Origin of the sequence: Ensifer sp. SL37 (genome assembly GCF_026672675.1) — a bacterium.
Taxonomy (GTDB): Bacteria; Pseudomonadota; Alphaproteobacteria; order Rhizobiales; family Rhizobiaceae; genus Ensifer; species Ensifer adhaerens.
Window position 1 is genome coordinate 3,553,982 of the sequence record NZ_JAPPRN010000006.1, and the last position, 23,169, is coordinate 3,577,150.

General features: G+C 61.2%; 19 protein-coding genes and 5 pseudogenes. 14 read left to right on the top strand and 10 right to left on the bottom strand.

Translation table 11 applies throughout. The features are described from left to right. Positions 1-56 precede the first annotated feature (56 nt). From OVA00_RS29515 to OVA00_RS29525, 3 genes are all read left to right on the top strand, one after another. Positions 57-1,217, top strand: a complete 1,161-nt coding sequence (locus OVA00_RS29515) for a D-alanyl-D-alanine carboxypeptidase family protein (protein ID WP_268090152.1) — start codon at positions 57-59, stop codon at positions 1,215-1,217. Between the two features lie 83 nt (positions 1,218-1,300). Next, positions 1,301-2,002: a dTMP kinase gene (gene tmk / locus OVA00_RS29520; RefSeq protein ID WP_268090153.1), complete on the top strand. Its 702-nt coding sequence runs from the start codon at positions 1,301-1,303 to the stop codon at positions 2,000-2,002. Next, complete coding sequence (locus tag OVA00_RS29525) at positions 1,999-3,027, top strand: DNA polymerase III subunit delta' (protein ID WP_268090154.1); 1,029 nt, start codon at positions 1,999-2,001, stop codon at positions 3,025-3,027. The genes tmk and OVA00_RS29525 overlap by 4 nt, the downstream gene beginning before the upstream one ends. On the opposite strand, the pseudogene OVA00_RS29530 reads toward OVA00_RS29525, so the two are convergent. After that, positions 3,022-3,327: pseudogene (locus OVA00_RS29530) on the bottom strand (pyrophosphatase). The gene OVA00_RS29525 and the pseudogene OVA00_RS29530 sit on opposite strands and share 6 nt — an antisense overlap. 176 nt (positions 3,328-3,503) lie before the next feature. On the opposite strand from OVA00_RS29530, the gene metG reads away from it, so the two are divergent. From metG to OVA00_RS29545, 3 genes are read left to right on the top strand one after another with little or no spacing between them, the layout of a single operon-like run. Further along, positions 3,504-5,057, top strand: coding sequence for a methionine--tRNA ligase (gene metG, locus OVA00_RS29535; RefSeq protein ID WP_268090155.1), 1,554 nt, complete (start codon positions 3,504-3,506; stop codon positions 5,055-5,057). Between the two features lie 12 nt (positions 5,058-5,069). Beyond that, positions 5,070-5,849 (top strand): TatD family hydrolase, encoded by a 780-nt coding sequence (locus OVA00_RS29540; protein ID WP_268090156.1) that lies wholly within the window; start codon positions 5,070-5,072, stop codon positions 5,847-5,849. Position 5,850: 1 nt separating this feature from the next. Next, a complete protein-coding gene (locus OVA00_RS29545; RefSeq protein ID WP_268090158.1) occupies positions 5,851-6,684 on the top strand; it encodes an MBL fold metallo-hydrolase in 834 nt (277 codons plus the stop codon). A 32-nt stretch (positions 6,685-6,716) separates the two neighbouring features. Here the strand turns inward: OVA00_RS29545 and OVA00_RS29550 are convergent, their stop codons facing one another. Further along, positions 6,717-7,673 carry a phosphoribosylaminoimidazolesuccinocarboxamide synthase gene (locus OVA00_RS29550; protein ID WP_250808264.1) on the bottom strand — a complete coding sequence of 319 codons (957 nt, stop codon included), beginning with the start codon at positions 7,671-7,673 and terminating at the stop codon, positions 6,717-6,719. Positions 7,674-7,906: 233 nt separating this feature from the next. Here OVA00_RS29550 and OVA00_RS29555 point away from each other — a divergent pair, with 233 nt between their 5' ends. Further along, complete coding sequence (locus tag OVA00_RS29555) at positions 7,907-9,280, top strand: ISNCY family transposase (protein ID WP_252160882.1); 1,374 nt, start codon at positions 7,907-7,909, stop codon at positions 9,278-9,280. A 359-nt stretch (positions 9,281-9,639) separates the two neighbouring features. Further along, positions 9,640-11,069: pseudogene (locus OVA00_RS29560) on the top strand (ISNCY family transposase). 6 nt (positions 11,070-11,075) lie between these two features. Here OVA00_RS29560 and OVA00_RS29565 read toward each other — a convergent pair. Next, positions 11,076-11,813 (bottom strand): hypothetical protein, encoded by a 738-nt coding sequence (locus tag OVA00_RS29565; RefSeq protein ID WP_060521184.1) that lies wholly within the window; start codon positions 11,811-11,813, stop codon positions 11,076-11,078. 313 nt (positions 11,814-12,126) lie between these two features. On the opposite strand from OVA00_RS29565, the gene OVA00_RS29570 reads away from it, so the two are divergent. Together OVA00_RS29570 and OVA00_RS29575 are read left to right on the top strand one after the other, a co-directional pair. After that, positions 12,127-13,128, top strand: coding sequence for an IS30 family transposase (locus OVA00_RS29570; protein WP_058328810.1), 1,002 nt, complete (start codon positions 12,127-12,129; stop codon positions 13,126-13,128). 125 nt (positions 13,129-13,253) lie between these two features. Then, positions 13,254-14,338: pseudogene (locus tag OVA00_RS29575) on the top strand (ISNCY family transposase); the annotation flags it as partial. Positions 14,339-14,366: 28 nt separating this feature from the next. Here the strand turns inward: OVA00_RS29575 and OVA00_RS29580 are convergent. Continuing rightward, a pseudogene (locus tag OVA00_RS29580) lies at positions 14,367-15,585 on the bottom strand (IS3 family transposase). A 61-nt stretch (positions 15,586-15,646) separates the two neighbouring features. On the opposite strand from OVA00_RS29580, the pseudogene OVA00_RS29585 reads away from it, so the two are divergent. Continuing rightward, positions 15,647-15,949, top strand: a pseudogene (locus OVA00_RS29585) (ISNCY family transposase); the annotation flags it as partial. Positions 15,950-16,218: 269 nt separating this feature from the next. On the opposite strand, the gene OVA00_RS29590 reads toward OVA00_RS29585, so the two are convergent. After that, complete coding sequence (locus OVA00_RS29590) at positions 16,219-16,689, bottom strand: hypothetical protein (protein ID WP_268090160.1); 471 nt, start codon at positions 16,687-16,689, stop codon at positions 16,219-16,221. Between the two features lie 299 nt (positions 16,690-16,988). On the opposite strand from OVA00_RS29590, the gene OVA00_RS29595 reads away from it, so the two are divergent. From OVA00_RS29595 to OVA00_RS29605, 3 genes are all read left to right on the top strand, one after another. Beyond that, positions 16,989-17,609, top strand: a complete 621-nt coding sequence (locus OVA00_RS29595) for a helix-turn-helix domain-containing protein (protein ID WP_060517151.1) — start codon at positions 16,989-16,991, stop codon at positions 17,607-17,609. A gap of 11 nt (positions 17,610-17,620) precedes the next feature. After that, positions 17,621-18,418 (top strand): SRPBCC family protein, encoded by a 798-nt coding sequence (locus tag OVA00_RS29600; protein WP_268090161.1) that lies wholly within the window; start codon positions 17,621-17,623, stop codon positions 18,416-18,418. 231 nt (positions 18,419-18,649) lie between these two features. Then, entirely contained in the window at positions 18,650-19,072 is a 423-nt protein-coding gene (locus OVA00_RS29605; RefSeq protein WP_268090163.1) for a DUF4864 domain-containing protein, read from the top strand. Positions 19,073-19,094: 22 nt separating this feature from the next. Here OVA00_RS29605 and tgt read toward each other — a convergent pair whose 3' ends face one another. The 5 genes from tgt to coaD form a co-directional block, all read right to left on the bottom strand. Beyond that, positions 19,095-20,225: a tRNA guanosine(34) transglycosylase Tgt gene (gene tgt / locus OVA00_RS29610; RefSeq protein ID WP_034791366.1), complete on the bottom strand. Its 1,131-nt coding sequence runs from the start codon at positions 20,223-20,225 to the stop codon at positions 19,095-19,097. Continuing rightward, entirely contained in the window at positions 20,226-21,308 is a 1,083-nt protein-coding gene (gene queA / locus OVA00_RS29615; protein WP_060582135.1) for a tRNA preQ1(34) S-adenosylmethionine ribosyltransferase-isomerase QueA, read from the bottom strand. 73 nt (positions 21,309-21,381) lie between these two features. Beyond that, positions 21,382-21,891 (bottom strand): peptidylprolyl isomerase, encoded by a 510-nt coding sequence (locus OVA00_RS29620; RefSeq protein ID WP_034791362.1) that lies wholly within the window; start codon positions 21,889-21,891, stop codon positions 21,382-21,384. Positions 21,892-21,913: 22 nt separating this feature from the next. Then, positions 21,914-22,486: a peptidylprolyl isomerase gene (locus OVA00_RS29625; RefSeq protein WP_112975380.1), complete on the bottom strand. Its 573-nt coding sequence runs from the start codon at positions 22,484-22,486 to the stop codon at positions 21,914-21,916. A gap of 35 nt (positions 22,487-22,521) precedes the next feature. Further along, positions 22,522-23,016 (bottom strand): pantetheine-phosphate adenylyltransferase, encoded by a 495-nt coding sequence (gene coaD / locus OVA00_RS29630; RefSeq protein ID WP_060517145.1) that lies wholly within the window; start codon positions 23,014-23,016, stop codon positions 22,522-22,524. Between the last annotated feature and the right edge of the window lie 153 nt (positions 23,017-23,169).

Consider the following 23,169-nt stretch of genomic DNA (forward strand, 5'->3'; position numbering starts at 1 on the left):
CGGCGTTGTGCCAAAATGACCACGCTGCTATGCCCGAGGGGAAACCGGAGTTTCCCATGCGCATGAAGATGCTTTCGGCCGCTTTCCTTGGCCTTGCGTTGTTTGCCGGCGCCGCATTCGCGCAAACGCCGGCACCCGCCTTCGACACCAAGGCAAAGCAGATCCTGCTGGTCGACGCAGAAACCGGCACGGTGCTTTTCTCGCGTGCCGAAAACGACCCGATCCCGCCAGCCTCGCTTGCCAAGCTGATGACCATGGAGGTGGTTGGCGAAGCGCTTGGCAGGGGCGAAATCTCGCCCGAAACCCTCTACGACGTATCGGAGCATGCGTGGCGGACCGGCGGCGCGCCGGCCGGCACCTCGACGATGTTTGCCGCTCTGAAGTCGCGCATCCGGGTCGCCGATCTCCTGCAGGGCGTAGCGGTTCAGCTGGCCAACGACGCCTGCATCATTCTCGCCGAGGGCATGACCGGCAGCGAAGGTGCATTTGCCGAGCGCATGACGGCGCGCGCGCGCGAACTCGGCATGCCGGTCGCGACCTTCCGCAACGCGACCGGGCTGCCCAATCCCGGCAACAAGATCACAATGAGCGAACTGGTGACGCTCGTCCGCCACCTGCACGAAGCGCATCCCGATCTCTACCGGCTCTATTCGCAGCCGGAATTCGAATGGAACAAGATCCTCCAACGCAACAAGAACCCGCTGATCTCCGCCAATATCGGCGTGGACGGCCTGGCAACGGGCTTTGCCGAAGGTTTCGGCTTTTCGCTCGCCGCGTCGCTGCAACGCGGTGACCGCCGCGTTTATCTCGCGATGGGCGGCCTTGAAACCGACAAGGAACGTATCGAAGAAAGCCGCAAGGTTCTCGACTGGGCGATGACCGCCTTCGAGAAGAAGCGGATCTTCGCCGATGGAGAAGCGATCGGCGAGGCAGCCGTCTATGGCGGCGATGCATCTCACGTCGCGTTGGTGGCCGGCGGTCCGGTCGACGTGCTGCTGCCGGTCAACAATCCCGAGCGGCTGACGGCGCGCATCGTCTACAAGTGGCCCTTGCGGGCGCCGGTGACGGCCGGCACGGAAGTCGGCGTCGTCAAGCTGTGGAACGGCGAGAAACTGTTGCGCGAGGTCCCGGTCAAGACGGCCGGTGCGGTGGGGCAGGGAACCCTGACGAGCCGCGCGGTCGACGCCCTGCAGGAACTGCTTTTCTTCTGGCTCTGAGCCGCGCTCACTGGAATGCCTCTTCAAATCGTCACCTGACGGTTTCGCCCGGAGGACCAATCGGCTAAACAGGGCCAAACCGCATGCCGATACGGGAAAGCATGGTGTCGCTGAAAAAAGGTCTATTCGTAACATTCGAAGGCGGGGAAGGTGCCGGCAAGTCGACGCAGCTCCGCCTGCTAGCCGATTCCCTGCGCGCCCGCGGCTACGAGGTGCTGACGACGCGCGAGCCGGGTGGTTCTCCCGGCGCCGAGGCGGTGCGTCACGTGCTGCTTTCGGGGGCTGCGGAATCCTTCGGAGTGCGGATGGAGGCGATTCTCTTTGCCGCAGCCCGCAGCGACCATGTCGAGGAGGTCATCCGGCCATCGCTCGACAAGGGCACCATCGTGCTTTGCGATCGCTTCATGGATTCTTCGCGCGTCTACCAGGGCATCACCGGCAATCTCGAACAAAGCTTCGTCGAAAGCCTGGAGCGCGTAGCAATCAACGGTGTCGTGCCGGACCGCACCGTGATCTTCGACCTGCCCGCCAGCGTCGGCCTCGAGCGGGCGCAACGCCGCGCCGGCGACGACAATCCCGATCGTTTCGAAAAGGAACAGCTAGAGACCCACGAGAAGCGGCGCGACGCCTTTCTCGACATTGCCAGACGCGATTCCGAGCGGTGCCGGGTGGTGGATGCGACGCAGCCGGTTGAGGCCATCGCCGCCGAGGTGCTTTCGCTTGTCGAAGCGCTTCTGCCGCATGGCGACGGCACGGACACGTCCGCCGAGGAAGCCGTGTCATGAGCGAAAGAGCCGGGGTCCTTGATGGCGCCATTGCGCCCACGGAGAACAATCGCCTGTTCGGCCATGAGCAGGCGGAAGCCTTCCTGGCGCAGAGCTATCGCTCCGGCAAGGGGCACCACGCGATCCTGATCGAAGGGCCGGAAGGGATCGGCAAGGCGACGCTTGCCTTCCGCTTTGCCCATCACATCCTAAAAAATCCTGAACCGGCCGATGCGCCTGAAACGCTTGCCGACCCGGACCCGACCTCTGCGATCGGCAGGCAGCTTGCCTCCGGCGCCTCACACAATCTCCTGCACCTGGCCCGTCCGATCGATGAAAAGACGGGAAGGGCGAAGGGGGCGATCACCGTCGACGAGGTCCGGCGCGCGGGCAAGTTCTTCAGCCAGACCTCCGGCACGGGCAATTGGCGCATCGTCATCATCGATCCGGCCGACGATCTCAATCGCAATGCGGCCAACGCCATCCTGAAGATCCTCGAGGAACCGCCGCGCCGCTCGCTGTTCCTGGTGCTGACGCATGCACCCGGAAAACTGCTGCCGACGATCCGCTCGCGCTGCCTGCCGCTGCGACTGAAGCCGCTCGACGCAGCACCGCTCGGCCAGGCATTGGCCCATCTCGGTTTCGATCTCGAGGGCGAGAATGCCGGGCGCATCATCGCAGCCGCCAGCGGCAGCGTCGCCGAGGCGCTGAAGCTGATCAACTATGGCGGACTGGAAATCGCGGCAACCTTCGAGGGCATCCTCGCAGGGCAGGGACCGTCTGTCCGGAAAAACATGCACAAGCTCGCCGATGCCCTCGCCGGCAAGGACAGCGAAACGATCTTCGATTTCTTCCAGGCCCTTGCCAGCGATCGCATCATGCGCGAGGCGCGGGAGGCGGCCGTTTCGGGCGATATCATGCGCGCCGAACGCTTCGCCCGACTGTCAGCCTCCGTGACCGAGCGACTGACGGTCAGCGATGCCTATAATCTCGACCGAAAGCAGACCATTCTGTCGCTGCTCGACGATATGAAAGCGGCGCTATAGCGCCGGCTGAAAACGCCATTTTCGCTCGATCGCCGCCTGGAGGTCCAGCTTGTGGTGTTGCGCGAAGAGCAGGACGTGCCCAAGAAGGTCTGCGGTCTCGTCGGCCATCTGTGCCCGGAGGTCGTCCGGCGATTTCCCCCGGGACCGCCCGCGACCGCTCAGCTTGTTCCAGGCCTAGGTCAGTTCCCCCATTTCCTCCTGCATCTTCAAAATGAACCAGTCGGGGTCGCGCTCGATCCCGTGCGCGGCGGCATAGCCGGCCGACGCGGTTTCAAATTGGCTGCCAAGTTGATCCAGCACGACTCACCCCTTCATTTGTTTCCTGTTTGTTCTAAATCTTGCACGCGGGGCGCGCAAGGAGGAGGGCGGTGGCGGCGGCCGCTTCGGCCGGGCTTTTCATGGATCGCATGTTTCTTCCTAACAGCGTATGCGCTAAGAGCGTGCGTAGCTTAATCCGAGATAGATCGAATCCGCCTATGAGAGACACGTCCCCCTTCTACATCACGACAGCGATTTCCTACCCGAACGGCAAGCCGCACATCGGCCATGCCTATGAACTGATCGCGACGGATGCCATGGCGCGCTACCAGCGCCTCGACGGACGTGAGGTTTTCTTCCTGACCGGCACGGACGAGCACGGGCAGAAGATGCAGCAGACGGCGCGCAAGGAAGGCGTGACGCCGCAGGAACTTGCCGACCGCAATTCGGCCGAATTCCAGAAGATGGCCGTGGCCCTGAACGCGTCCAACGACGATTTCATCCGCACGACCGAGCAGCGCCACCATCAGGCGTCGCAGGACATCTGGATCCGCATGGGCGAGGCGGGCGACCTCTACAAGGACTCCTACGCCGGCTGGTATTCGGTGCGCGACGAAGCCTATTATCAGGAGAACGAGACCGAGCTGCGCGCCGACGGCGTGCGCTACGGCCCGCAGGGGACGCCGGTCGAGTGGGTCGAGGAGCAGAGCTACTTCTTCAAGCTGTCCGAATACCAGGACAAGCTGCTGAAGCACTACGAAGAGAATCCGGATTTCATCGGCCCGGCCGAGCGCCGCAACGAAGTGATCTCCTTCGTGAAGTCCGGCCTCAAGGACCTCTCGGTTTCGCGCACCACCTTCGACTGGGGCATCAAGGTGCCGAACGATCCGGCGCATGTCATGTATGTCTGGGTCGACGCGCTGACGAACTACATCACCGCGACCGGTTATCTCGACGATCCCAAGGGCCCGCGCGCCAAGTTCTGGCCAGCGAACATCCATGTGATCGGCAAGGACATTATCCGCTTCCACGCGGTCTATTGGCCGGCGTTCCTGATGTCGGCCGGCCTGCCGCTCCCCAAGCGCGTCTTCGCGCACGGCTTCCTGCTCAACAAGGGCGAGAAGATGTCGAAGTCGCTCGGCAACGTCGTCGACCCGTTCAACCTCGTCGAACATTTCGGTCTCGACCAGATCCGCTACTTCTTCCTGCGCGAAGTCTCCTTCGGCCAGGACGGCAGCTATAGCGAGGAAGGGATCGCGACCCGCATCAATTCCGACCTTGCCAACGGCATCGGCAACCTGGCGAGCCGCTCGCTGTCGATGATCGTCAAGAACTGCGACGGCCAGGTGCCCGTGTGCGGCCCCCTGACCGACGAAGACAAAGCGATGCTGACCGCCGCCGACGCGCTGCACGAGATCACGCGCGACGAGATGGGTAAGCAGATGATCCACCGGGCGCTGGCGGCGATCATCGCCGTCGTCTCCGAGACCGACCGCTACTTCGCCGGCCAGGAGCCCTGGGCGCTGAAGAAGACCGATCCAGCGCGCATGGGCACAGTGCTTTACGTGACGGCCGAAGTCGTGCGCCAGATCGCAATCCTGCTTCAGCCGTTCATGCCGGAATCCTCGGCGAAGCTGCTCGACCTGGTGGCAGCACCCGCCGACAAGCGCGACTTCGCAGCGCTCGGCGAGGCCGGACGTCTCGTCTCGGGCACGCCGCTCGAGGCGCCGAAGCCGGTCTTCCCGCGCTATGTGGCACCGGAAGCGCAGTAAGGCATCTTGAGCATGCTGATCGATACCCATTGCCATCTGGACTTCCCCGATTTCGAAGCGGAGCGCGACGCAATCGTCGCGCGGGCGCGCGAGGCCGGTGTCGAGCAGATGATCACGATCTCGACCCGCGTGAAGCGGTTCGAGACGATCCTTGCGATCGCCGAGGCCTATCCGAACGTCTTCTGTTCCGTCGGCACCCATCCGCACAATGCGGACGAGGAGCTCGATATCACCACCGAGGATCTCGTGCGGCTTTCGGCCCATCCGAAGGTGGTGGCGATCGGCGAGGCGGGTCTTGATTACTTCTATGACAATGCGCCGCGCGAGGCGCAGGTCGAGGGCCTGCGTCGTCACATTGCCGCTGCCCGCGAGACCGGCCTGCCGCTCGTCATTCACAGCCGCTCGGCCGATGAGGACATGGCGGCGATCCTGACCGAGGAAAGCGGGAAGGGGGCCTTCCCTTTCCTTCTGCACTGCTTCTCTTCCGGTCCGGAGCTTGCCCGCATCGGCGTCGAGCTCGGCGGCTATGTTTCCTTTTCGGGCATCCTCACCTTCCCGAAATCCGAAGAACTCCGCGAGATCGCCAAGACCGTGCCGCATGACCGGATGATCGTCGAAACCGACGCGCCGTACCTCGCGCCGAAGCCGTTCCGCGGCAAGCGCAACGAGCCGGCTTACGTTGCCCATACGGCAGCCGTGCTTGCCGAGACGATCGGCGTGACCACTGAGGAGATTGCAAGGATCACCACGGAGAATGCCTTCCGCGTCTTCTCCAAGATGCCGAGGCTCTGACGTGGCGTTCCGGCGCACGTTCACCATTCTCGGCTGCGGCTCGTCACCAGGCGTGCCGCGCATTACCGGGGACTGGGGCGCCTGCAATCCTGACAATCCGAAAAACCGGCGCATGCGCGCGGCCTTGCTCGTCGAGCAAATCGCGCCCGACGGCGGCAAGACGACCGTCGTCATCGACACCGGGCCGGATTTTCGTGCGCAGATGGTCGCAACGAACGTGCGCCACATCGATGCGGTGATCTATACCCATTCCCATGCCGACCATCTGCACGGGATCGACGACTTGCGCGGTTACGTCATCGAAAACCGCAGGCGGGTACCGATCTGGGCCGATGCCTATACGATGGGCCGTATTCGCGAGGGGTTTGGCTATTGCCTGGAATCACCGCCAGGCAGCGGCTATCCACCGATCGTCGAGCCGCACATCATTGCCGATGATCTGTCGCCGGTGGTGATATCAGGCGCCGGCGGGCCGATCGCCTTCCGGCCGCTGATGCAGTTTCACGGCAATATTCATTCTCTGGGCTTCCGCATCGGCGACTTTGCCTATTGCAGCGATGTCAGCGATTTTCCGGCCGAGACCATTGCCAAGCTCGGCGACCTCGATCTGCTGGTGATCGATACGCTGCAGTACAAGTTCCACCCGAGCCATCTGTCGCTGGCGCAATCGCTCGGCTGGATCGAGCGCCTCAAGCCGAAGCGGGCGGTGCTGACACACATGCACGTGCCGCTGGATTACGACACGGTGCAAGGCGAGACGCCTGATCATATCGAACCGGCATACGACCTGATGCGGCTCGAATTCGATGTCGATGATCCTACGCTCAGCGCCTAAATCAGATTAGAATAAATCTCTAATATACTGATTTATTTCGAGAAATATGGCGTCAAGTTGGCGCGAATGCGATCCAGAATCGTCGCACCCGACAGATCCGGAACGAAGCGCTGGCCGGTGATCTTTTCGAAGGCTTCGATATAGACTGCCGAGGTCTGCTCGATGAGATCAAGTGGAATTTCCGGGATCGGATCCTTGTAGGGATCGCAGCGCGCAGTGACCCAGGCACGGACGAAATCCTTGTCGAAACTCCTGGGACGTTCGCCGCGCTCGAAGCTTTCCTGGTAGCTGTCGGCGATCCAGTAGCGGCTGCTGTCGGGTGTGTGGATCTCGTCGGCGAGAATGATCGTGCCGTTTTCGTCGGTTCCGAACTCGTATTTGGTGTCGACGAGGATCAGGCCGCGCTCGGCGGCGCGCTCTTGACCGCGGGCAAACAGCGCAAGCGCATATTGCCAGACGGTATCGAGCTGTTCCTTCGTCAGCAGTCCTTGCTCGAGGATCGCTTCGACCGAAAGCGGCTCGTCATGGCCGCCGTCGAAAGCCTTGCTGGTGGGCGTGATAATTGCCTGGGGAAGCTTCTCATTGTCGCGCATTCCGTCCGGCAGGGTGATGCCGTACATCTCGCGCTCGCCGTTGCGGTATTTCGTCAGGATCGAGGTGCTGGTCGTTCCGGCGAGATAACCGCGCACGACGACCTCGACCGGCAGGATGTCGAGCCGCTTGCCGATGACGACATTGGGGTCCGGATAGCTGACCACATGGTTCGGGCAGATGTCGGCGGTTTCCTCGAACCAGTAGCGCGCCGTCTGCGTCAGCACGTGACCCTTGTTCGGGATCGACGTCAGGATGACGTCGAAGGCGCTGAGGCGGTCCGTCGCGATGATGATGCGGTTGCCATCGGGCAGGTCGTAGTTTTCGCGAACTTTGCCTTTGTAGCGGTTTGGCAGTTCCGGAATGAAAGCATCTGAAAGAACGCGCAATTCGCTCATCACATCTGGCCTTGAAAATGAGGTGTTTGGTTCGGGAACGCTAAGCAGGCTGGAAAGGCCGGGTCAAGCTCGCCAAGGCAACGTTCAGCCGCAATCCATGCTTTCCGGCATATACATTAGTTCCATAATTCAGATTATGCGATCTGAACTTGTAGCCGCAAAGTTAAAGTGTCCTGATCCTGCAAAGTTGGAATGTCACTCTCCCCGGGTTTTGATGACCTGGGAGATTGCGGATGGGATTGATTGCGATGAGCGAGCGCGATCTGCAGCGGATTGAGGTTTTGTCGAAGGTGATCGCCGGACGCATGACGTTGGTGTCGGCGGCACATGTGCTTGAGCTGAGCACCCGCCAGGTTCGCCGGTTGCTGGAGCGGATCAGCACTGGCGGTGCGGCGTCGATCCGGCACCAGGCGATCGGCCGGCCATCGAACAACCGGATCTGCGACGGCGTACGCGATTACGCCATGACGATCGTGCACGAGCGTTATGCCGACTTTGGTCCGACGCTGGCGGCCGAGAAGCTTGCGGAGCGTGATGGTCTGACGGTGTCGCGCGAGACCTTGCGCCAATGGATGTCGGAGGCCGGCTTGTGGCTGTCGCGCAAGCAGCGACGGACGTTCCATCAGCCGCGGCTGCGGCGCGAGGCCTACGGCGAGTTGGTTCAGATCGACGGTTCCGAGCATCGCTGGTTCGAAGATCGCGGCGATTCATGTTCATTGCTGGTGTTCATCGATGATGCGACCGGCAAGCTGATGCAGTTGCGGTTTGTGCGCTCGGAAAGTGCGTTCAGCTATTTCGAGGCGCTGGAACTCTATCTGAAGGCGCATGGTGCTCCCGTCGCCTTCTATTCCGACAAGCATTCGGTGTTCCGGGTTGCGAAGAAGGATGCCAAGGGCGGCCAAGGCATGACCCAGTTCGGGCGTGCACTTTGCGAGTTAAACATCGAGATTCTTTGCGCAAACTCGAGTCAAGCCAAGGGCCGGGTCGAGCGGATGAACCGGACGCTACAGGACCGGTTGATTAAGGATCTGCGTCTGGAGGGCGTCTGCGGCATGGACGACGGCAACGCTTTCCTGCCTCGGTTCATGGAGCGCTATAACCGCCAGTTTGCCATTACCCCTGCCCGATCTGATGATCTGCATCGGCCGCTGAACCTTGCCCCGGATCGGCTGCGCGACGTGCTATGCAAACGTGAGCAGCGTTATGTCGGTGCCCAGTTGACGTTTTCGTACGAGCGCCAGCGGATCATGCTGGAAGAGACCGAGGTGACGCGCGGGCTGGTCGGTCGCTATGTCGAGACCTACGCGCTTGCCGACGGCAGGCTGGATGTGCGTTGGAAGGGGCATTCCCTACCCTACCGGGTGTTCGACAAGGACCAGCGGGTGACGCATGCGGCGATCACCGAGAACAAGCGGCTCGGTGAACTCCTGACCTACATCAAGGAACGTCAGGAGCAGCAGACGAAGCCCGCCGTGAAGACGAACAGCGAGAAGAACGGCTACGTTCGACGCGCGCGCGGCCCGGGACGTCGGAAGGATTTCATGAACGATCCTGCGGTCATTGCCCGGCGGCGACAGGCGCTCTCTGACCTCGATGCGGCGGAATGACCGGCTGCTTCAACTGTCCAAGCTAAAGCCGATGGGTGCGTCTCATCCGCCCCCTCCCTTCCCTTGCAACCCGGTCCAGCCGGTTCGGTCGGGGGCTTGCCTCAGCGCCAACGGAGATGTCGAGTGTCGCATGTCTAAATGGCTGACGATGCGCCGCCCAAAGTGACATTTCTACTTTGCGCCAAAGCGGACAGTTCAACTTGGCTGCCACAGAACTTGTAGTGGCTATTTAGTAATGCGACAGTTGGGCCAGTTAGAGATGCGACAGTCTCGCCTCTCGACGCACTGGTCAAAGCCAACGTTGGGAGCAAGGATGACGACCTTCAGCCTGGTCGAGACCATGAGCGGTCGGAGTCGTCATGTCCTGTTTGATCACCATGTCGCAGAAAGAGTTGCATCGCCTCGAAGTCATCCAGAAGATCCGTGACGAGCGCCTGAGCGTTGTCCAGGCTGCCGAACTGCTCAACCTCAGTCGAAGTCAGATCCACAGACTGCTGCAGGCTTATGATCAAGATGGTCCGGCCGGTCTTGTTTCGAAGAAGCGATCCCGGCCGAGAAATCGGCGCCACAGCGAGGATTTCCGCAATGCGGCGCTGGATCTGATCCGCGAACGCTATCTGGATTTCGGTCCGACGCTGGCGCGCGAGAAGCTCATCGAGCTGCACCGGATTTCTGTTGCCAAGGAAACGCTGCGGCAATGGATGACCGAGGCTGGCATCTGGATCTCGCGTCGGGAACGCAAGAAACGGGTTTTCCAGCCACGTGGCCGGCGCGACTGCTTTGGCGAACTGGTGCAGATCGATGGGTCGCATCACTGGTGGTTCGAGAACCGCGGCCCCAAATGCGCCCTGCTCGTCTATATTGATGACGCCACCGGCAAGCTTTTACATCTTCGCTTTGCTGGATCGGAGAATACATTCGATTATCTGCACGCGACGAAGGCCTATCTGCAGCAATGGGGCAAGCCGCTGGCCTTCTACAGCGACAAGCACGGCGTTTTCCGCTCGCTCCATGCGTCGAAGAAAGACCGGACAAGCGGCCTGACGCAGTTCGGACGGGCGCTCTATGAACTCAATATCGACATCATCTGTGCCAACACCCCGCAGGCCAAGGGTCGAGTGGAGCGTGCCAACCAGACATTGCAGGATCGGCTGGTCAAGGAGATGCGACTTCGCGGCATCGATACGATCGAAGCTGCCAATGTCTATGCGCCTGAGTTCATTGCAGATTTCAACACTCGTTTTGGCAAGCAACCACGCAATCCGAAGGACATGCACCGGTACCGCTGTCCGACCATGAGAACCTCGATGGTGCCATGTGCCGCAAGGAAGTGCGCACGCTGTCGCAATCCCTGACGCTGCGTTACGACAAGGTGCTGTTCATTCTCGATCCGACCGAGATTTCCAGGCCATTGGCGGGCCAGAAGGTGATTGTCTGCGATTATCCGGACGGTCGGCTTGAGATCATGCACGAGAGCTTTGCCCTGCCCTACAGGACCTTCGATACGTTGCGCTCGGTGCATCGTGCCGAGGTCGTCGACAACAAGCGGCTGGACGACATGCTGTCAATTGTCGCCGAGATGCAGGCCGGACGCCAACAGCAGCGCAGCAAGAGTGGTCCGAGCCGAACGGGCCAAACGGATCATATGTTCGGCATTCGAGACGGTAGCACAGCCAACGGCTACCAGAAGCGTGGTCCCAAGCCTGGCCGGCGGACGGATTTCATGAACGATCCGGCGGTGATTGCGCGACGAGAGAAAGCGTTGATGAGGCGGCCAGCGGCGGAATAAAGAGCGTCAATGCACGCCGATGTCGCTCTGCGCATCCGATTCCAACTGCAGGCAAGCTGGCCAAAGTGGCGTCTTGTGGAAGGCTCCATGCTGGAGGAGCGTAAGCCCCTCTCGTGCCTCATAGAGCACACCGAGCCAGCACAAGCGCCGAAAGACGCCATATTGGAGATCGGATTTCAACTTCCAGGCTTCTATGGTCATTTCGGTGTCCGACAGAGGCGCCAAGTCTGGATAGAGGATCTTCACAACGTCTATTGGCGTGCACCCTTCCCTGGCTTTGATATTGAGAAGATTGAGGAACATGCGCCACCAGCGTAACCGCGCTCGGACCTCCTCTTCCCGCTCGGTGGTATGGACATACGAATAGAGATAATCCGTGGCGATCAGATCGAAGAAGGCTTGCGGGTTCACCAGGAACTCCCGGCCGCGTCTGGTTGGCAGCAGCACATCTTTTTTCCGACGAAGAAGCTTCAGATGACGGGTCATGTCGCGCACCACCCAAAGCGGCGGCATGTCGCTTTCATTGAGCACCTTGTTCATGCTGTAGAGGTCTTCGGCTGTGAAGCCTGGCCAAAGGAAGTGCACAGCGGCCCAATGCACGAACTTGCGGTTCATGGCGCCGGTCGCCGTCAATCCTATGCCGCCCTCACCGTCAGCATAGGCAACCGAAAGAAGCATACCGCGAAGAAGTGGGGACAGTGCGGCGACATCGACGTCACCATGCAGCTTGATTTCCGGAAGCATCGTGCGGCTGTGATCCCTACCTCGCCCTATGCAGGTGCAAGCGAGTATCAACCGGCGACAAAACAATTGCTACTGAGAAAGCTAAAGCCGAAGGGGAGTGTCATCACCCGCCCCCGCTCCGCCCTTTCAACCCGGACCAGCCGGTCGGATCGGGGGCTGACTGGCAGAGCAAGCCGGCGGGCAGTGTCGCATTTCTAAATGGCTGGCGACGTCGCAGCCCTATTCAGCTTTGACATTGCATGTAGCCGGGTACATTCTAATTTGAAGTGCGACATGCCAATGATTTCAATGGTTTCCCCTTGGAGATTTTGGCATGTCCCGACGCTATTCGCAGCTGAATCTGGCCGATCGACGCCGCCTCTTCCACTTTGTCGAACGAAAACTGCCGATCAAAGAAATGGCACGCGAACTTGGTCGTCATCGATCGACGATTTATCGTGAGATCCGGCGCAACACCTTCCGCGATCGCGAGCTGCCCGACTATAGCGGTTACTTCCCGACCGTTGCTGACGATATCCGCAAAGAGCGGCGGCAGCGTTTGAGGAAGCTTGTGCGGCACCCACAATTGCGCGAACTGGTGATCGAGCAGCTGAAGGCGCTTTGGTCCCCGCAACAGATCGCCGGTCGTCTGCTCGCCGATGGCGTGAGCGCCGTGCGGGTCTGTACCGAGACGATCTATCGCTTCATCTACGGCAAGGACGATCAGGCGCTGGAGCTCTATCAGCATCTGTCGGAAGGCCGCCGCAAACGCCGCCCCCGCGGCTCGAGGAAGCCGCGCGACGGCACTTTTCCCGCTGACTGCAGGATATCGCAACGTCCTGATTTCATTGGTGATCGTTCGCAGTTTGGGCATTGGGAAGGCGACTTGTTGATCTTCCAACGTGATTTGGGCAACGCCAACGTAACCTCACTGATCGAGCGCAAGAGCCGCTACACCGTCATGATCAAGAACCAGAGCCGCCACTCGCGGCCGATCATGGACAACATCATCGAAACGTTCTCTCCCTTGCCGGCCTTTGCCCGGCAGAGTTTCACCTTTGATCGCGGCACGGAGTTTGCCGGCTTCAGGGCTTTGGAAGATGGCATCGGCGCGCGGAGCTGGTTTTGTGACCCCAGTGCACCGTGGCAGAAAGGTGCCGTGGAAAACATCAACAAGCGCATCCGTCGATACATGCCAGGCGATACCGACCTTGCAGGCGTGTCGCAACGCAAGCTCATCCAGCTTGCTCGCCATCTCAACGACCAGCCGAGAAAGTGCCTCGACTACAGAACACCCGCCGAAGTGTTCCGGGCACATTTGCAAGAGGGAGGCTGAACCCCTACCCTGAAAACCGGCGTGTTGCACTTCAGTTAGGATCTCCCCCGCAAAGTTAAAGTGTCCTGATCCTGCAAAGTTGGAATGTCACTCTCCCCGGGTTTTGATGACCTGGGAGGTTGCGGATGGGATTGATTGCGATGAGCGAGCGCGATCTGCAACGGATTGAGGTTTTGTCGAAAGTGATCGCCGGACGCATGACGTTGGCGTCGGCGGCGCGCGTGCTTGAACTGAGCACCCGTCAGGTCCGTCGTCTGCTGGAGCGGATCAACACTGGCGGCGCGGCTTCAATCCGGCATAAGGCGATCGGCCGACCCTCGAACAACCGGATCAGCGACGGTGTTCGGGATTATGCGGTGACGCTCGTTCGCGAACGCTATGCGGACTTCGGACCGACGTTGGCGGCGAGAAGCTAGCCGAACGCGATGGACTGACGGTATCGCGCGAGACGCTGCGCCAATGGATGTCGGACGACGGCCTCTGGCTGTCGCGCAAGCAGCGGCGGACGTTTCATCAGCCACGCTTGCGACGCGAGGCCTATGGCGAGCTGGTGCAGATCGACGGGTCGGAGCATCGCTGGTTTGAGGATCGTGGGCCGTCATGCTCGCTGCTGGTGTTCGTCGATGATGCGACGGGCAAGTTGATGCAGGTGCGGTTTGTGCGTTCGGAAAGCGCCTTCACCTACTTTGAAGCGCTGGCGCTGTATCTCAAGCATCACGGGGCACCGGTCGCCTTTTACTCCGACAAGCATTCGGTGTTCCGGGTGGCGAAGAAGGATGCCAAGGGTGGCCAGGGCATGACGCAGTTCGGGCGAGCGCTTTGCGAGTTAAACATCGAGATTCTTTGCGCAAACTCCAGTCAAGCCAAAGGTCGCGTCGAACGGATGAACCGGACGCTGCAAGATCGCTTGGTCAAGGAATTAAGGCTGGCGGGTATCGACGACATGGAGGCTGGCAATGCATTTTTGCCTGGCTTCATAGAGCACTACAACGCGCGGTTTGCCATTGTCCCTGCCCGACCCGATGACCTGCACCGGCCGATGAACCTTGCACCGGATCGGCTGGCCGAGATCCTGTGCAAACGCGAGCAGCGCTATGTCGGAGCGCAACTGACGTTTTCGTTTGAGCGCCGGCGGATCATGCTCGAGGAGACCGAGGTGACGCGCGGTTTGGCTGGTCGCTATGTCGAAACCTATGCCTATGCGGATGGTGGAGTTGCCCCCAAAAGACCGGACATGCTCAGGTTTGAGATTGCGAGCTGATGAACTCGCGCGGCGATTGATATCCTAAAGCACTGTGCGGGTGAAGATTGTTGTAGTGCTCGAACCAGAACGGCAGTTGCGCCATGACGGTTTCGGCGTCGGGGGTTGGATTCACCGAGACGTAATCGCGCTTGAAGGTTTTGACGAACGCCTCGGCCATGCCGTTCGACTGTGGGCTTCGCACCGGTGTCGTGCACGGTTCCATGCCGATCTCGCGCAGCAAGGATGCGGTGTCCCTGGCGATGAAGCAAGAGCCGTTGTCGGTGAGCCATTCGATGGGTTCGGACAGCATGTTGATGCGGCGAAGCGGTTCTCGACAGCGGTGATCACGAGGTCCTGCACGTCTTCGCTCTTGATACCTTCGGTGGTGGCGACATGGGCGATTGCTTCACGGTCGCAGCAGTCGAGGGCGAAGGCGACACGGACCTTCTCCTTGTTGTCGCAGCCGATCTCGAAGCCGTCGGAGCACCATCTGATGTTCGAACGCTCGACGGCGACCCAGCCGTCGTGAAGGCGATCATCGACCGCTCCGGTATGACGCACCAGCAGCAGATTGTGCAGCTTCATCACCCGGTAGACCCGCTTGGCATTGGGCCACGAACGCCCCAGTTTCCGGGCATTCCGACGCAGGATGGCATGGACACGCCGATAGCCGTAGGTGGGCGTATCGGCGATGACGGCCTTGATGTCCTCCACCAGCTCGCGATCAGGTAGAGGCGGGCGTCCTCTGGCTCTGGAAGGGGAACCTGCGGCACGCGCAGCGATATTCGAGCGGGCGACACCTAGAGTTTCGCAGACGGTCTTCATTCCAAAATCCCCCTCGGAAGAGAGAGCGAGCGCAACAGATGTTTTTTTGGGCCACCGGCGATTTCGAGGGCTTCCTTCAGGATTTCGCTCTCCATAGTCTTCTTGCCCAACAGGCGTTGCAACTCCTTCACCTGGGCCTGAAGCGCCCGGTATTCGGAAGCCGGAACGACCTCCTCTTCGGCGCTCGTCGCCGTCAGTGCCCCTTGGGACGCCAGCTTGCGCCAGGCGAACAACTGGTTCGGCTGGATGCCGTGCCGACGTGCGACGATGCTCACCGTCGCGTCCGCCTCATAGGTCTCATGGATGATCGCCAGCTTCTCTGCCGTGCTCCAGCGCCGCCGACGCTCCGGCCCGGAGAGAACTTCCATCTTAAAATTGCTGCTAGTCATATTACCAACATTACTCCTACCCACTTAGCTAAGTGGGGGAGCATGTCCGGGCCTTTCGGGGGCTAATTCAGATGGCCGATTGGATGTGCGGTGGAAAGGCCATTCCCTGTCCTACAGGGTGTTCGACAAGGACCAGCGGGTGACGCATGCGGCGATCACCGAGAACAAGCGGCTTTCCGATGTCCTGGCTTACATTAAGGAACGTCAGGACCAGCAGACGCAGCCGGCCGTGAAGACGAACAGCGACAAGAATGGCTACAAACCGCGTGGCCGCAAGCCGGGCAAGTGGACGGACTTCACGAACGATCCGGTGGTGATCGCGCGACGTGAGAAGGCCCTTTCCCGACTTGATGCTGCGGAATGATCCGTCATCGCAACATCTCAAAGCTAAAGCCGAAGAGGTGGCCACCACCCACCCCGATCTGATCTTGCAACCGGATCAGCCGGTCAGATCGGGGCTGGTCGTCGTGCCGTAGGGCAGCTCAAATTGACATTTTAACTTTGCGCCAAAGCGGACAGTTCAACTTGGCTGCCACATTGCATGTGGTCGGGCGGGTTCAAGGATGACATGCGACCCTCTCTCCAACGTTTGCGCAAAGCGCGCCCTCGTCACTTGCGGCACGCCCCTGGCGCTCAAGCCGTCCCAAACGCGGCACGCTCTTCCATGTAGGCCAATGGATCAGGTTTGTCTTTCATCATCGTCTTTCGCCAGGCTTCCTGCTCGGCGTTGATCAGCGCCAATTCCCAAACACAGGCAATGGCCGGTCTCCTTGCAGCATCCATCGGCTCTGAAGCCGTATAGAGCTTCCGATAGTTGCGCTGACACAGAACCGAACCTTGTATCCACCAGTGAGCCGAGATGGAGATGCCGAGGCTGCCGGGATGGACGATGACAAAGCCGAGGCCATTGCTATCGCCCCCAGCCGCCACGCACGGAATGACGTCCTGTCGGACGAATGACTGAGCCAGCGTAACCATCGCGTCATCGATGCGTCTGCCATCGGCGGCAAGGCCATAGGCTTTGAGCTTGAGACCGCCGATGTTCCAGTCGCCCAGGGTGGAAACATCACGTGGGCGGTAAATCTCGATCGTTCCGGCATTCATCGGCGCGCTTCCATCGATACATTGCCTCCCGCCACCTTGGGTGGTGACATTCGGAGAAAAACGACGAACTGCCAAGCGGTCGGCAAACCTTAGCGTCGCGTCGCGTGGAGAAGCTCAACCGGGAACCTAACCCGGCTCAGCGCCTTTCCGCATAGCTGGCTCCATTGGGCGAGCCTGAATGGTTGGAAGGCTCCGCATAGCTGAGGTCGTGCATGTCAGCGGGCACTCGGCATTCCCCTACCCGCATTAGGTGCAATCATCGCCTTGACAAAAAAATCTGTCAAGGCAATGATTGCACCATGCTCGATCTCGATGTCATAGACGCGCCGGCCGCCGCCGCACTTGCCCTGGAGCCGATCAAGGCCCGTTTGCTGGCGGAACTTGCCGCGCCCGCATCGGCTGCCGCGCTGGCTGTGCGGGTGGGGCTGACGCGCCAGAAGGTCAACTACCATCTGCGTGCGCTCGAAGAGCACAAACTGATAGAACCGGCAGAGCAACGCCGCTGGGGCGGGTTGACCGAGCGCCTGATGGTCGCAACCGCCACGTCCTATGTAGTTTCGCCGGCGGCGCTGGGGCCGATTGCTGCCGACCCCGGGCGGAGCAGCGATCGCCTGTCTGCGAGCTATCTGGTCGCACTGGCGGCCCGCATGGTCCGTGAGGTCGGCGGACTGCTGCGCAGCGCCCGCACGCAGGACAAGCGCCTGGCAACGCTGTCGATCGACACCGTGATCAACTTTCGTTCGCCTGCGGAGCGCGCCGCCTTTACCGCCGATCTCGCCCAGGCGGTGAGCGCGCTCGCTGCGCGCTACCACGATGAAGGCGCGCCGGACGCCCGGCCGCACCGGCTCATCATCGCCTCCTACCCTGGGCCGAGCGACGAGAGCGCAGCCAAGGGCGAACCCGACGACACCAACTCCTGAAAGGATAACCCATGCCGATCAAGAAGGATGGCAGCGGAAAGCGCTGGGTTGAAATGGAACTGATCGTGCCCGGCTCGCCCGAAGAGGTCTGGCAGGCGATCGCAACCGGCAGCGGCAACAATGCCTGGTTCACCAAGACAGAAATCGATGAGCGGGTCGGGGGCAAGATCGCCTTCGACTTCGGTCCGAACGGCAGCTCGACCGGCGAAGTGACGCATTGGGAGCCGCCTGCCCGCTTTGCCTATGTGGAACGCGAGTGGAGCGAGGGCGCGCCGCCGGTCGCAACCGAGATCACCGTCACGGCGCGTTCCGGCGATCGCTGCGTGCTGCGCATGGTGCATTCGCTGTTCACAGCGAATGACGACTGGGACGACCAGTTGGAAGGCTTCGAGGGCGGATGGCCGGCGTTCTTCGAGATCCTGAAGATCTATCTCGCACATTTCGCCGGCGAGAAGGCGGTCAGCAGCTTCGCCATGGTTTCAACCGGGGAACCGCAGGCAAGTGTCTGGGAACGCCTGACCGAAGCGCTGGGACTTGTCGGCGCCAATGTCGGCGAGGAGCGCAGCACGCCACCACGGCCCGAACGCCTTGCCGGCATCGTCGAACGGGTGCAGCAGGACACCAAGCAACGCTATCTGCTGCTGCGCCTGAAGGAACCCGGCGCCGGCATCGCGCTCATCGGAAGCTACTCGACCGGCGAAGGCACCAATGCCAGCATCGCGCTCTATCACTATGGAGACGGTGCCAAGTCGCGCGCGAAAGGCAGCGAGCCGAAATGGCAGGAATGGATGGCGACAACGTTCAGCTAGATCGCCCATTGGCAGGGGGCGCTTCGCCGCCGCCAGCCTGCGCACGCCATTACGCGGACATCACCAACTTATGATATCTGATATCTGACTTTCATATCACCAGACAACAAATTGAATTAACACGATTTACATAGGCAGATCTGAGCAACTATCTGAAGCTGCCACCAAAGCTCCTGTTTCCAAAAGCCGCGACTGTCCTATGGTCTTTCATTGCGGCTATGGAGATCGACGATGTTCAGGAGCTTTGCGATTGCCCTCGGTTTGGTGGCACAACTGGCAGCCGCGACTGCCGCTTGTGCGGAGGAACCCGTCGATACGGCGCGAACGATCATACGGGAACAGATCACTGCCTTTCTGCAGGATGATGCGGAGACCGCCTACTCCTTCGCTTCACCCGCAATCCGCAGCAAGTTTCCCGACAAGGCAAGCTTCTTCGAGATGGTGAAGCGCGGCTACCAGCCCGTCTACCGGCCTGGTAACTTTGCTTTTGGTCGATCGAAGGTGGTTGGCGACCAGGTGCTGCAGGAAGTTCTGATCTCGGCGCCAGACGGCAAGGACTGGACCGCAGTTTACGAACTCGTGAAACAGCCGGATGGCAGCTACAAGATCAACGGCGTGATGATTTTGCAGTCGGCGTCGGGACCGGCCATCTGAGACACCGGTCCGTTGGCGGCCATCAAACCGGGGGAAGGTCCCCTCGCCGCCAGGTTTCCTGCGTTTCGGCCATGAAGTCAGCGAAGCGACCTTCTTCGATCGCCAGGCGAATTCCGGCCATCAGTTCCTGATAGTAGGCCAGATTGTTCCAGCTGAGCAGCATTCCGCCGAGCGATTCGTTCGAGCGGATCAGATGGTGCAGATAGGCACGCGAATAGTCGCGCGTCGCAGGGCAAGAGGATTGCTCGTCGAGCGGGCGCATGTCTTCGGCGTGGCGGGCATTGCGCAGGTTGATGCGGCCGTGGCGCGTGAACGCGAGGCCGTGGCGTCCCGAGCGGGTCGGCATCACGCAGTCGAACATGTCGATGCCCTCGGCGACCGACCGCAGGATGTCGTCTGGCGTGCCGACGCCCATCAGGTAACGGGGCTTGTCCACCGGCATGATCGGGCAGGTAATGTCGAGCATGCGCAGCATCACCTCCTGCGGCTCGCCGACGGCGAGACCGCCCACCGCATAGCCCTTGAGATCGAGGCCCTTCAGCGCTTCAGCCGAGCGTTCGCGCAGCTTCGGGATATCGCCGCCCTGCACGATGCCGAACATCGCCTTGCCCGGCTGGTCGCCGAAGGCGACCTTGCAGCGCTCGGCCCAACGCAGCGACATTTCCATCGCGCGCTCGATTTCCTTTGGCTCGGCCGGCAGCGCCACGCATTCGTCGAGCTGCATCTGGATGTCGCTGTCGAGCAAGCCTTGAATCTCGATCGAGCGCTCCGGCGACATATGGAAGAGCGCGCCATCGACGTGGCTCTTGAAGGTGACGCCCTGCTCGTCGAGCTTGCGAAGGCCCGCCAGCGACATGACCTGGAAGCCACCCGAATCCGTCAGGATCGGGCCCTGCCAGCGGATCAGGCCATGCAGACCGCCGAGCCTCGCGACGCGTTCGGCGCCTGGGCGCAGCATCAGGTGGTAGGTATTGCCGAGAATGATGTCGGCGCCAAGATCCTTGACCTGGTCGAGATACATCGCCTTGACCGTGCCGACGGTACCGACGGGCATGAAGGCCGGTGTGCGGATCGTGCCGCGCGGCATAGACACTTCGCCGCGACGGGCCTTGCCGTCGGTCTTGTGTAGCTTGAACTGGAAGGTCTCGGTCATTTAGTCTTTCCGGAAAAGCAGGCTGGCGTCGCCATAGGAATAGAAGCGGTAGCCGGTTTCGATCGCGTGCGCGTAGGCCGCGCGCATCGTGTCCAGGCCGCTGAAGGCCGAAACCAGCATGAACAGCGTTGATTTCGGCAGATGGAAATTGGTCATCAGCATGTCCACCGCGCGGAAGCGGTAGCCGGGCGTGATGAAGATGCCCGTCGGACCGGACCAGGACTTGACCGTGCCGTCTTCCGAGGTGGCGCTTTCGATCAACCGCAGCGAGGTCGTGCCGACGCAGACGATGCGCCCGCCCCTCGCCTTGACGGCGTTCAGCCTCTCGGCGGTCCGGGCATCGACGTGGCCGATCTCCTGGTGCATCACGTGGTCGTCGGTATCATCAGCCTTGACCGGCAGGAACGTGCCCGCACCCACATGCAGCGTCACGAAGTGGCGCTCGATGCCGGCCTCGTCGAGCTTGGCGAAAAGACGGTCGGTGAAATGCAGACCGGCGGTCGGCGCCGCAACGGCGCCCTCCTCTCGGGCATACATGGTCTGGTAGTCGGCGCGGTCCTGCGCATCCTCGGCGCGCTTGGAGGCGATGTAAGGCGGCAAGGGAATGTGGCCGACCGCCATGATCGCCTCGTCAAGCGAGGGACCCGAGAGATCGAAGCGCAGCGTCACTTCGCCGGCATCGCCCTTTTCCTCGACGGTCGCGTCGAGCGTTCCGAGAAAGCAGCTTGAGCCACCGTGGCCGAAGGCAATGCGGTCGCCGACCTTGAGGCGTCGTGCCGGGCGGGCGAAAGCCTTCCAGCGGTCGGGTGCGACCCGCATATGCAGCGTCAGCGAAACTTGCGTCGCGATCTCCTCGCCGCGGCGGCGGATGCCTTCGAGCTGCGCCGGGATCACCTTGGTGTCGTTGAAGACAAGCGCGTCGCCTTCCCTCAGGAACGACGGCAGGTCGAGCACGCCCCTGTCCGCAAGAACGTCGGCGCCATCGGGGCGCACCACGAGCATACGGGCGCTGTCGCGCGGGCTTGCGGGCCGAAGCGCAATCGAAGTTTCCGGGAGGTCGAAGTCGAACAGGTCTACGCGCATTGTTATCTTCAGACAAAAGCAAACCCGCCCCGGCGCAGTTGGCGACCGGGGCGGGTTCGTGCATTAGCGCAAATCAGGCGTCTGCGGCAACCCGCATCGTGACGATCGTATCGGGATCGCGCACCGGCTCGCCGCGCTTGATCTTGTCGATGTTGTCCATGCCTTCGATGACCTGGCCCCAGACAGAGTACTGCTTGTTGAGCCACGGCGCGTCGGTGAAGCAGATGAAGAACTGCGAGTTGGCCGAGTTCGGCATCTGGCTACGGGCCATCGAGCACGTGCCGCGAACGTGGCTGACGTTCGAGAATTCGGCCTTCAGGTCCGGCTTTGAGGAGCCGCCCATGCCGGCGCGGGCCGGGTTGAAGTGCTCGCCGCCGGTCTTGCCGTACTGCACGTCGCCGGTCTGGGCCATGAAGTCCTCGATCACGCGGTGGAATACCACGCCGTCATAGGCGCCTTCGCGGGCCAGTTCCTTGATGCGGGCGACATGCCCCGGAGCGACGTCGGGCAGAAGCTCGATGACGACTTTGCCCTTGGTGGTCTCCAGGATGATCGTGTTTTCCGGATCCTTGATCTCGGCCATGGGTTTTCTCCTTCTGTTGATTTTACTTGCCGACCTTGACGCTGATCATGCGGTCGGGATCGGTGACGGAGCCGTTGTTGGCGTCGTCGCCGAGCTTGATCTTATCGACATTCTCCATGCCGGAGACGACCTTGCCGACGACCGTGTACTGGCCGTTGAGGAAGTCGCCCGGGGCGAACATGATGAAGAACTGCGAATTCGCGCTGTTCGGGTCCTGCGAGCGGGCCATGCCGACCGTGCCGCGTTCAAACGGGACTTCGGAGAACTCTGCCGGGACGTCCGGACGCGACGAACCGCCGGTGCCGGCAGCCTGCGGCTGGTAGCCGTTTTCCATGTCGCCATACTGCACGTCGCCGGTCTGGGCCATGAAGCCCTTGATCACGCGGTGGAAAGCGACGTTGTCGTATTCACCGGCCGCGGCCAGCGCCTTGATCTGCTCGACATGCTTCGGCGCGATGTCAGGCCTGAGTTCGACGACGACCGGACCATCCTTGAGCGTGATGGTGATGAAGTTGTCGGCCGCTTGCGCAAGCGCCGTGCCCGTGAAGGAGGCAAGCGCGATTGCGCCGGCAAATGCGAGGTGGAGGATTTTCATGGTTTCTCCCTGCGTGGTGAATTTGGGGCCGCCCGTCAGGTACGGCGTTTGGCCTGCAGTGCTTCGTAGACGGACTTGGGCACGAAGGCACTGACGTCGCCGCCCATGGCCGCGATCTGGCGGACCAATGTGGCCGTAATGGGCCGTGATGCCGTGCCCGCCGGCAAGAACAAGGTCTGGATATCCGGCGCCATCTGCCGGTTCATCCCGGCCATCTGCATCTCGTAGTCGAGGTCGGTGCCATCGCGAAGGCCGCGCACAAGCAGCTTTGCGCCGCGCTCCCGCGCCGCATCGACGACCAGATTGTCGAAGGAAACGACATCGATGTCGCCTGCCCTGTCCGGCAGAAATTCCTGGAGCGAGCGGCGGATGAGCTCGGCGCGTTCGTCGAAGGAGAAGAGTGGTGCTTTGCCGGGGTGGATGCCGATCGCGACGATGACTTTCGCCGCCACGTTCAGCGCCTGCACGAGCACATCGAGATGCCCGTTCGTCATCGGATCGAAGGAGCCGGGATAAAATGCCGTGGTCATCGCACCTGTTTCCGTTTGGTGAAGCCTTTTGTCACGGACGGCGACAGATCGCAAGAGTTGTACGGCGCTTGACCCTGTTCCCTGGGAAACAGCGGGACAGAAAGAATGAATGCTAGATGAATGCCATGTTCAACGGTGCTTCACAGCAAAGAC